Source organism: Limnospira sp. PMC 289.06 (assembly GCF_032350395.1).
GTDB lineage: Bacteria > Cyanobacteriota > Cyanobacteriia > Cyanobacteriales > Microcoleaceae > Limnospira > Limnospira platensis.
This window is the reverse complement of the sequence record NZ_JARPLC010000025.1, coordinates 39,022-48,393: the sequence shown is the minus strand read 5'-3', so window position 1 is coordinate 48,393 and position 9,372 is coordinate 39,022. Positions and strand designations below refer to the sequence as shown.

Sequence of the window (9,372 nt, the reverse complement as noted above, 5' to 3'; positions counted from 1 at the left end):
TTTTCCCTTTTCGGGAGACTCTCCCAACTTCCGACTTCTGAAAACCGCCGCATTTCCAACTTAACCAGGAAACTGTTATGTGGGTAGGTGATATGAGAGTAACTCTCCCAACTGGTGACTTTCCGTTTTCGGGAGACTCTCCCAACTTCCGACTTCTGAAAACCGCCACATTTTTAAGTCAACCGGAAAACTGTTATGTGGGTAGGTTATATGAGAGTAACTCTCCCAACTGGTGACTTTCCGTTTGAGGGAGAGTCTCCGAGTTGTGACAGTTGAAAAGATGAAGTGATAGAGGTTTAGGGTGATGCTTTAAGCTGGACAAAAATAGTTTTAGCTGTTTCGGTGTCTAAAGCGACCCGTGAACGTCCTATTTTGATAACATAGGAGGGAAAACGTTGCTCTAATAATAGAGGAACTCCCGGCATAACTCCCATAGCAAAGAGTTTATGTAGGATAGTGTCCTGCTGGGTTTTAATATCCACAACGATCGCATCTACCCTCAGATCCAAACTCACGAGAGAAATCATTAAAAATTTACCCCAACCAGGTCAAGTAAAAAATTCGCCCCGTATCCCATTGTAAAAGCAAAAGGGATAATCAATGCTACCATAATCAAAGTAATTTTCAAACCTTGCTCTTTAACCATTACCTGAAACTGGGCTACACAGGGAAGAAATAGAGTCAAAACTATGGCGGTAACGACTAATTGATTACCTGTTAATATACCGGTTTGAGTTAAATCAAAAAGTCCCGCCGCGCCATAATCACGACGAAAGAAACCATAGAGGAAAATAGGTGCGACTTCTCTAGGGAGTCCCAAGGCTAAAGTGATGGGCTCTAATAACCCAACCAACCAGCTAAAGACTCCGGTTAAATGACCAATCCAAATAAACACGGAAACCCAAATAAATAGGGGTACTATTTCCCAAAAATATCCCTTCATACGCAGATAAGTTTTGAGGAGAATATTCTGTAACTTGGGTATTCTCAAAGGGGGAACTTCCATATAAAATTCGGATCTATTTCCGGGAATAATCCGAGAAGTAAATGCGCCGACTATTAGAAAAACGGAGAGGATAAATCCTCCCCAAATTAATAGGGCTGTTGGTTTCATAGAAAGTAGCCCTAAAATCACGCCCCACTGGGCGGCACAGGGAACGGCTAGGGCGAGGAGAAAGATGGTAATCATCCTTTCCCGACGAGTTTCTAGGGTGCGAGTGACCACAGTTGCCATAGTATCACATCCTAAGCCTAATACCATGGGAATTACCGCCCTTCCTGATAAGCCGATAATCTTAAATAACTGATCCAGCATTAGGGATAGACGGGGTAAATATCCACTATCTTCTAATAGGGAAAACATGAGAAAATAAGTCCCGACTACGGGTAATACAATAGCGATCGCATAACGAACTCCCAGGGTAATAATACCATAGTCATTAGCCAATAAATCCTGGAATATCTCTAGGGGAATGACGGCGGCTACAAAAGCATCTACTTTGGGATTAATATAGGTTTCAAAACCGCCCTCAATTAGGTCTACGAGAATACCAGCGCCAAATTCCCCGACAAATTTATAAACCCCGAAATATAGGATGATTAAAAGTAGGGGAAACCCGGTAATCGGATTAACTGTAATCTGGTGCAATTTTTCGGCTAGGTCTGAGGTTTCGGAGGCTGATTCGGTTAAGACTTCTTTCTCAATATTCCCGGCTTTTTCTTGTCTGGTAATGGCGATCGCACGACTAATAGGAACATCAAGACTGACCTGGGCTGACCTAATAGCGAGATCATATTCTTCCCGATAGGGGCTGGTTTTTATGGTCTCCCAAACTTGAGGATCTCTCTGCAAAATTAGCAGGGCTAAACTTCTATGGGAGAGGGTATATGAGGGGAAACTATTATCTTTCAATAACAGAGATTGGATCTGGGCGATCGCTATTTCTATCGGTTGATAATAAACTACTGGACTCAACATAATCTACTACCTTGGTTTTTAATTCTTGAACTCCAATATTATGCGCCGCCGCCATTAATACTACGGGAATACCTAGCCTTTCCTGTAAGTCTTTGGCATTGATTTTAATACCAAGATGGTCGGCTTCGTCAATGAGATTAACTGCTAATAAAACTGGTAATCCTGCTTCTAGTAATTGTAGGGTTAAGTTTAGCATTCTCCCTAAATGTTGGGCATTTACTACATGAATGACTAAATCTATCCCCCTAGTCATTAATAGGTCTCGCCCGACTTTTTCTTCTTCGGTAATCGGTAAGAGAGAATACATCCCTGGTGTGTCTATAATGGCGATCGCTTTGTCTCCAATTATCATGTCTCCTGTGGTAATATCTACGGTGGTTCCCGGATAGTTGGAAACTGTGACATAATGGCTGGTTAGGGCATTAAATAATACGCTTTTTCCGACATTGGGAGAACCTACTAGGGCGACTGTAGGCTTATTGAACAACGCCGGGGTATGGCGATCGCTTTTCGGCTTAAACCACTTCCACCACGGTCTCGGTGAGCTAGAAGTTTTACTTGAACAGTTTTTAGAGCAGTAATTACAACTCATGTAGATTATTAGTAATAATTCACTTTTATTTAATCCCTAAATTATAGAATATCACTACAATATCGTCAATAACAACAATTCCCTGTTTAGGGCCCCAAAAGATAATTCATGGTTATCTAAATCTTGGTTTTTGATACAAACATTAAATAAATCGGAAAATTTTTGTCTGATAATGGTTCTCATTCTCGCCAAAAATCACACGAGAGAATCAGTGCTTGACAGGGATAGATGTTAATGATAGAGTGGAATCTATAGGTTATGCTCCTATTGGTGTGGGTTATATCAGCTACGAGAGAGATTATAAGAACCCAAAGCCAGTAAAGCCGTACTGACACTGACCAATTTCGGGCATAGAGACTCTGGAAGATTTCGCCGCGATGCACGAGTATTTTTTGGGCCAAAATTAGGGGGGTTGACAAAATTCCACATTTATGCTACTCCCCGTCAGGATTGAAGTTGTTAGTAAGTAGATGTTTTGTAATTAATTCCGCCGCCAATGCGTTTCCAGCGATATTCCAATGGCTGTCATTAGGTCGGTAGAGTCGGGTGGTTTGGGAAACCTGCCTAAAATCATCTAATAAGTCGATATATTGGATATTGTATTGAGAAAGGCGATCGCGTAGGAGACGATTAGGGTAATCAAAATCCAAGCCTTGGGGGTCATCAGGCTTGAGGATATCAATAACTTGGGATTGTAATTGTTTATTGACTTGTACCTCGGTAGGGATAATCACAATGGTTAGGTCAATATTTCGAGAATCACAAATCTCCTTAATGCGGCGAATATCAGCCATAGCGTCTTCAAAAAACCCTAAGAAAATGCCATCGTTTGTCCTGATATTAAACATACGACTTAGGTTAGAAACCTGGTCAAGATAGGACTCATCAGTTAAGGTGGGGTGGTCGTCTTGATATTCGAGGTTATTGGGGTTATAGACAGTCCCTTCAAACTGGGTCTGGAGTTTAATCAAAGATTGTAAAAAGGCGACGGTATAGAAGGTTTGCTTTTTTCTGTCTAGGGAAGTTAGGTAATTATCGATAAAATCATTCCCAATATAAAAGGATAGGAGGACTTTATCAGGATTAAGGACTAAACCTTCATTAATCAATAAGGCTAAATAGGCGGCTGGTCCTAAGCCAGGAATTCCCATATTGATCACTTCGATATTTTGACCTTGGCTGTTGAGCTGTTTCTCAATCAAGGTTAAATAATTATAGTGATAGGGAACTATTCCAAAGGCGAAGGAATCACCAATTCCCAACATTCGATAAATCCCTTCTGGTTTTTCTTGGGTAAATTCCACATCTTTAAAGCCATGGGAGTTTAGTTGAAAGTCAAAATCTTGGGCGTGGGGTCTTCCTCGCCAACGATTATATGAACGGTTATAAAAAACAAATGTGGGATTGATTCTGTGGTAAATTCTGAAGGTAGCCTCGGTTAGCAAAAAGGTAATTCCGGCGATGATTAAGGCTTGGCTCAAAAATTTATAAGCTGGGTTATTAACAATGGCTTTTATGGGTAATTTCCGGGAAATTTTTAACTTGTTTTGGTTCATTTGTCCGGGGTGGTGAATACGGAGTCGGTAATTTTAACTAAATGTTCAAACAAGATATCTTTAGCTAGTTGGTTTCCGTGGGAGTTCCAATGGGGTTCTTGGAAGAGATAGAGATGGCGGTTTTGTTGTTCTACTCTAAATCTAGGAGTGAGGTCAATATAGGGAATGTTGTTTGACTCCAAATATTCGATGAGGATATTTTGCTGACAGGTAATGTCATAATCATCTAAATTTAGGTAAAAGGTGGACTGGAGTTGATGTAACAAGTCATCGTTAACCTGGTACTCATCGGGGTAGATAGCCACGATAAACTTAATGTTCCGGGCTTTTAAAATGGCATTCATTTCTGAGATGCTATCCAAGATATAGTTAATGTTAGCATCACGATCGCCATTTTGTAGCTTCTCGATATTGCAGAAACTCATCCGACCACGTTCTACATCCAGAAATTTCTCAAGGGACAGAATACCTGGGGATTTTTCGGGTTCATCTAATGCGATCGCCTCAGTAGTCGCGACTAACTGATTCTGGGGGAGTTGATAGGACTGTTGAAACTTCCTGGCTTCTCGAAAGATTTTATATTTTTGTTGAATAAACAGTAAAAGTCGTGATTTGGGAATAATCGGATAACCAAATATGATTAGCTCTTGACGGGGGTCAATATCAATGTAAAGGTCATTGACAATAATTCGTTTTCGATAGGGGTCAGCATCAACAAAATCATTCCCGACAAAAAAACCTAAGACGACTAAATGGGGATTATACTGCAATCCATATTTTTTCAATAATGCTAGTTGTTCGGCGGTATGGGTTCCTGGATATCCTGCATTAATGACATCGACTTGATGCTGTCCGTAATGTTCCCGAAATTGGTTTTCTAATAAGGCGGTATAGTTGCCTTGTTGACCGCCAGCCCAATTAAAAGAGTCGCTGATAATGAGCATCCTAAAAATATCGGGATCTGGTTGGAGGGGATAATCTCGGTCATTGAAGCCAAATTGATTATTACCATTAGCATGACCTCGAATTTTAAACCCCATATCAGGATCGTATTGATAGAGTCCGCGAAATAAGTAGGGTTCCCAGACAATCATGATTACTTCTACTAAGAAGAAGGGTAGAATTGTCCAGCAACAGAGTAGGAGTAAAATTTGCCGCCAGGGGGGTAATTTTACAGATGGTAATAATTTTTTCATGAAGTATTATCGATTTACTTCCTCGGATGATTGATTAGGATAGCAGTGCCGACGGATATTGTCCATACCTATCTCTCATTGATAACAGGGAATAGGGAGGGGCGTGGTTTAGGGGTATAAATACTTGATAATAGTGTAATCAAAAGGCAGAAGGGACAATGGGCGGATGGTGTGGAGTTGATAAATAGGCAATCAGGGTAAGCCAGGGGAAATCAGAGAAGTTGCCGTTAAAATAGCCCAAAGGTTATAGAATATAAAAATATTTCGTTGTCAGCCGACTAACTTATGACCTTTTCTGCTGTAGTTCGGGCCTTGGGGCGATCGCCTCTAATGGCTGAACTGATCACCAAACTGAACCAACAGCAAGCCCTTCACCTTAACGGTCTTCCCCGTGTCCCCAAGGGACTGGTGGCTTCAGCTTTAGCCCAGGAAGCGGGGTTAAATCTATTGGTGGTGACAGCTACCTTGGAAGAGGCTGGTAGGTGGTCAGCCCAGCTAGAAGTGATGGGGTGGCAGACAGTACACTTTTACCCCACCTCGGAAGCATCCCCCTATGAACCCAGCTATAGCGAAGAGATGGTCTGGGGACAGATGCAGGTATTAGCGGACTTAGTGACAAGAAACGGAGGGAAAGCCGACCGGGTGGCGGTGGTAGCCACAGAGAGGTCTTTACAACCCTATCTACCCCCGGTGAGTGACTTCCAGAGTTATTGTCTCCCCCTGAAGTTGGGGATGACCTGCGCCGGAAAAACTATAGACCAAAAACTAGCCCAGTTGGGATATCAACGGGTGACAGTGGTGGAAACAGAGGGGCAGTGGAGTCGCCGGGGGGATATTGTAGATGTGTTTCCGGTGGCTTCAGAACTTCCGGTGCGTCTGGAATGGTTTGGGGATGAATTAGAAAGGATGCGGGAACTTGACCCGGTGACACAGCGATCGCTTGATCGGGTTGATCAGCTAATTCTCACGCCGACCCATTTTAGTCCGATTATCGAAGGGAATTTGTCCCTATCTACGGAGACCCTGGAAACTCTCAAATCTGAGGATATATCCGACAGCAAAACCGGACTATCTCACCTATTAGGATTAGCCTATCAAAAACCGGCTTCTTTAATTGATTACCTACCGGAATTAACTTTAGCGGTAATTGATGAACCTGACCAATGTGCAGGTCATGGCGATCGCTGGTTTGAACATATTGATGAACAGTGGCAAAATGAACAAGGTAAGCTAGTAACAGCAGAAGGGATATCCCTAGAAATTCCGGCAATTCATCAATGCTTCCAGGAGTCCCTAGCGGCGGTTGAACATCGTTTTGATAGGCTGTATCTGAGTGAACTGAGTGATTATAAATCGTCTCTGATTTCCCCTTCCACAGCATCGATAAACTTAGCGAGTCGTCCCGTCCCAGTGACTCCCCACCAATTCGGAAAAATTGCCGAAATGATTCGCGAACAACGCGATCGCCAATTTAACGTATTTCTAATTTCCGCCCAACCTAGCCGGTCAGTGGCTTTGTTATCGGAACATGATTGCCCATCTAAATTTATACCCAACCCCCGCGACTATCCAGCCATAGACTCATTAATCCGTAATACCCCCATTGCTTTAAAATATACGGGACTAGCCGAATTAGAAGGGTTTATTCTCCCCACCTTCCGTTTAGTAATTGTCACGGACAGAGAGTTTTATGGTCAACACGCTTTAGCTACTTCTGGTTATATCCGCAAACGCCGCCGCGCCGCCTCGAAACAGGTAGACCCGAATCGACTGCAACCGGGAGATTATGTGGTTCACCGCCAACATGGAATCGGTAAATTTGTGAAGTTGGAAAGCCTGACCATTAGTCAAGAAATCCGGGATTATTTAGTGTTACAATATGCGGATGGAACCCTAAGAGTGGCGGCGGATCAGGTGGGGACTTTATCCCGTCTAAGGCGGTCAGAGTCGAAGGTTCCCCAACTCAATAAGTTGACGGGTAAAGCCTGGGAAAAAAATCGGGAAAAAGTCCGTAAGTCTGTTAAAAAATTGGCGGTTGATTTGCTGAAACTTTACGCCGAACGTTCCCAAAAAACGGGGTTTAGCTATCCCCATGATACACCTTGGCAGCAGGAAATGGAAGATTCTTTCCCCTATAAACCGACTCCCGACCAACTGAAATGTAGCCAAGATGTGAAACGGGATATGGAAAGCGATCGCCCTATGGATCGCCTGGTTTGTGGAGATGTCGGTTTTGGTAAAACGGAAGTGGCAATTAGGGCGATTTTTAAAGCAGTGACGGGGGGTAAACAGGTGGCATTTCTCGCACCGACAACGATTCTCACCCAACAACATTATCATACCCTAAAGGAACGTTTTGCGCCTTATCCTATTGAAATTGGATTACTTAATCGCTTCCGTAGCGCTAGTGAAAAAAAGTTAATTCAACAGAAGTTGATAACCGGAGAAATTGATATTATTGTGGGTACGCATTCGGTGTTATCGAAACATATTAAATTTCGGGATTTGGGTCTGTTGGTAGTGGATGAAGAACAGCGTTTTGGGGTGAATCAAAAGGAGAAAATTAAAGCCCTAAAAACTCATGTGGATGTTTTGACTCTGACGGCTACTCCGATTCCGAGGACGCTGTATATGGCGTTGTCAGGTATTCGAGAAATGAGTTTAATTACGACTCCACCTCCCTCTCGTCGCCCAATTAAAACCCATTTAGGACCCTTAAACCAGGAAACTATTAGGGCGGCGATTTGTCAGGAATTAGACCGGGGAGGACAGGTGTTTTATGTGGTTCCCCGCATTGAGGGTATTGAGGAGAAGTCGGCGGCGATTCGAGAAATGGTCCCCAGTGCTAGATTGGCGATCGCTCATGGTCAAATGGAAGCTGGGGAGTTGGAGTCGATCATGCTCACTTTTAGCGCCGGAGAGGCTGATATTCTCGTCTGTACGACGATTATTGAGTCGGGCTTAGATATCCCCCGTGTTAATACTATTCTGGTCGAGGATGCCCATAAATTCGGGCTAGGACAATTGTATCAGTTGCGCGGTCGTGTGGGGAGGGCGGGAGCTCAAGCCCACGCTTGGCTATTTTATCCGATTAAAGGTGACGGACAGGCGGCTTTAACAGAAGATGCGGTTAAGCGACTGAGGGCGATTAAGGAGTTCACCCAGTTGGGGTCTGGCTATCAATTGGCGATGCGAGATTTGGAAATTCGCGGCGCTGGGGATATTTTGGGGGCGCAACAGTCGGGTCAAATGAATGCGATCGGTTTTGATTTATATACCGAAATGCTACAGGAAGCTATCCAAGAGGTGCGCGGACAGGAAATTCCCCAGGTTGATGATACTCAGGTGGATCTGATTTTGACGGCATTCATCCCGTCGGATTATATCACAGATTTAGACCAGAAAATGAGTGCTTATCGGGCGGTGGCATCTTGTCAGGATTCGGAAGAATTAAGTAGAATTGAGGAAGATTGGAGCGATCGCTATGGTACAATTCCCGCACCAGCCCAACAGTTACTCCGGGTAATGGAGTTAAAACAAATTGCTAAAAAGTTGGGTTTTGCTCGCATTAAACCCGATGATTCTAAGCAGAATATTATTTTAGAAACACCGATGGAAGAACCCGCATGGAATTTATTAAAGCAGAATTTACCTGAACATTTACAACCTCGCTTTATCTACGGTCGCAAACAGGTAAAAATTCGTGGTTTGGGGGCCTTACATCCTAGTAAGCAGCTTGATTGTCTGATTCAATGGTTGCAAATTATGCAGGAGGGGCTTCAATCATAATTAATAATTAGGTAGGGGCGGGTTCGGCTGTGAATTATGAATGTCTGACGACCATCTTAATAAACCCGCCCCACCGACTATAATTGATAACCGACTATAATTGATAACCGACTATAATTGATAACCGACTATAATTGATAATTAGGTAGGGGCGGGTTCGGCTGTGAATTATGAATGTCTGACGACCATCTTAATAAACCCGCCCCACCGACTATAATTGATAACCGACTATAATTGATAACCGACTATAATTGATAACCG

8 protein-coding genes are annotated in these 9,372 nt (G+C 43.2%); 1 reads left to right on the top strand and 7 read right to left on the bottom strand.

Going from position 1 to position 9,372, the window contains the following annotated elements:
- Positions 1-75 precede the first annotated feature (75 nt).
- The 7 genes from P5674_RS08035 to P5674_RS08005 form a co-directional block, all read right to left on the bottom strand.
- A complete protein-coding gene (locus P5674_RS08035; RefSeq protein WP_315669921.1) occupies positions 76-282 on the bottom strand; it encodes a hypothetical protein in 207 nt (68 codons plus the stop codon).
- A gap of 14 nt (positions 283-296) precedes the next feature.
- Entirely contained in the window at positions 297-527 is a 231-nt protein-coding gene (locus tag P5674_RS08030) for a FeoA family protein (protein ID WP_006617216.1), read from the bottom strand.
- The gene (locus tag P5674_RS08025; RefSeq protein WP_006617217.1) at positions 527-1,978 is read right to left on the bottom strand and encodes a ferrous iron transporter B; all 1,452 of its coding nucleotides are present in this window, start codon (positions 1,976-1,978) and stop codon (positions 527-529) included. The genes P5674_RS08030 and P5674_RS08025 overlap by 1 nt, the downstream gene beginning before the upstream one ends.
- On the bottom strand, positions 1,902-2,570 hold the full coding sequence (locus tag P5674_RS08020) for a FeoB small GTPase domain-containing protein (RefSeq protein WP_014276399.1): 669 nt from the start codon (positions 2,568-2,570) through the stop codon (positions 1,902-1,904). Before P5674_RS08020 ends, P5674_RS08025 begins: the two co-directional genes overlap by 77 nt.
- A gap of 282 nt (positions 2,571-2,852) precedes the next feature.
- On the bottom strand, positions 2,853-2,999 hold the full coding sequence (locus P5674_RS08015) for a hypothetical protein (protein ID WP_190490286.1): 147 nt from the start codon (positions 2,997-2,999) through the stop codon (positions 2,853-2,855).
- Between the two features lie 5 nt (positions 3,000-3,004).
- Positions 3,005-4,126: an SGNH/GDSL hydrolase family protein gene (locus tag P5674_RS08010; protein ID WP_006617219.1), complete on the bottom strand. Its 1,122-nt coding sequence runs from the start codon at positions 4,124-4,126 to the stop codon at positions 3,005-3,007.
- Positions 4,123-5,322 carry an alginate O-acetyltransferase AlgX-related protein gene (locus P5674_RS08005; protein WP_006617220.1) on the bottom strand — a complete coding sequence of 400 codons (1,200 nt, stop codon included), beginning with the start codon at positions 5,320-5,322 and terminating at the stop codon, positions 4,123-4,125. The genes P5674_RS08010 and P5674_RS08005 overlap by 4 nt, the downstream gene beginning before the upstream one ends.
- 285 nt (positions 5,323-5,607) lie before the next feature.
- Between P5674_RS08005 and mfd the strand changes: the two genes are divergently transcribed.
- Positions 5,608-9,111, top strand: a complete 3,504-nt coding sequence (gene mfd / locus P5674_RS08000) for a transcription-repair coupling factor (protein ID WP_035738093.1) — start codon at positions 5,608-5,610, stop codon at positions 9,109-9,111.
- Positions 9,112-9,372 lie beyond the last annotated feature (261 nt).